The organism is Rhodoferax sp. LS1R11 (assembly GCF_056521395.1).
The window spans coordinates 1-1,237 of sequence record NZ_JBWMAW010000043.1 but is presented as its reverse complement, the minus strand read 5'-3'; the positions used below and the strand labels follow the sequence as shown (position 1 = coordinate 1,237).

The following is a 1,237-nucleotide window of genomic DNA, read 5'->3' as shown; positions in this document are numbered from 1 at the left end:
TACCTTGGCTTCATGAAACTTGCGGATCAGCGCCGGAATCACGTGGCTGTTCTCGGGGTGGTAGTTGTCCCCCGGGCCATACAGGTTGGTGGGCATCGCTGCCAGGTACTGCGTGCCGTACTGGCGGTTGTAGCTCCAGCACATCTCAATGCCGGCAATCTTGGCCAGGGCATAAGGCCGGTTGGTCGGCTCCAGGGGGCCGGTCAGCAGGTATTCTTCCTTCATGGGCTGGGGTGCCAACTTGGGGTAAATGCAGCTGGAGCCTAAAAACATCAAGCGTTTCACCTGGCTCAGATAAGCCGCATGGATGAGGTTGGTCTGAATCAGCAGGTTGTCCCGGATGAACTCCGCGGGGTACAGGTTGTTGGCCAGAATGCCCCCCACCTTGGCCGCGGCCAGAAACACATAGTCGGGTTTCTCGGCTTCAAAGAAAGCGGCCGTGGCACTTTGGCTGGTCAGGTCCAGCTCGGCATGCGTGCGCAGCAGCAAATTGGTGTAACCCGCTGCTTCCAGGTTGCGCACAATGGCCGAGCCCACCAGACCGCGGTGGCCGGCAATGTAGATTTTTGCGTTCTTGTTCATCCCTGTGGTCCCTGGCTTACTCGTGGTGGTCGTAAGTCTGGAAACCGGCCAGTTTCACCAGCGCATCACGCTTGGCACTGGTGAAGTCGGCCTGCACCATCTCTGAGACCAGCTCTTTGAGCGTGGTGGTGGGCACCCAGCCCAGCTTCTCTTTGGCCTTGGTCGGGTCGCCCAGCAGGGTTTCCACTTCGGTGGGGCGGTAGTAGCGCGGGTCGACCTTCACAATCACATCGCCCACCTTGCATTTGGCATCGGTCCCGGTGACCGAGGCCACGGTGCCCACCTCGTTCTCGCCTTCACCGCTCCAGGCCAGGGTGACCCCCAGCTCCAGGGCGGCAAACTCCACAAACTGGCGCACGCTGTACTGCACCCCGGTGGCAATGACAAAGTCATCGGCCACGTCTTGCTGCAGCATCAGCCATTGCATTTCCACGTAGTCACGGGCATGGCCCCAGTCACGCAAGGCGCTCATGTTGCCCAGGTACAGGCAGTCCTGCAGACCCAGGGCAATGCGGGACACAGCGCGGGTGATCTTGCGGGTGACAAAGGTCTCACCCCGCAGCGGGCTCTCGTGGTTGAACAGAATGCCGTTGCAGGCATACATGCCATAGGCTTCGCGGTAGTTCACCGTGATCCAGTAGGCATACATCTTGGC

The 1,237-nt window shown here is 60.1% G+C and carries 2 protein-coding genes; both read right to left on the bottom strand.

The features are described from left to right. The coding region (locus tag AC097N_RS21220; RefSeq protein WP_479584054.1) for a GDP-L-fucose synthase family protein at positions 1 to 582 on the bottom strand (582 nt) is incomplete at its 3' end. 16 nt (positions 583 to 598) lie between these two features. Then, a partial coding sequence (locus AC097N_RS21215) for a GDP-mannose 4,6-dehydratase (protein ID WP_479584053.1) occupies positions 599 to 1,237 on the bottom strand: 639 nt, incomplete at its 5' end.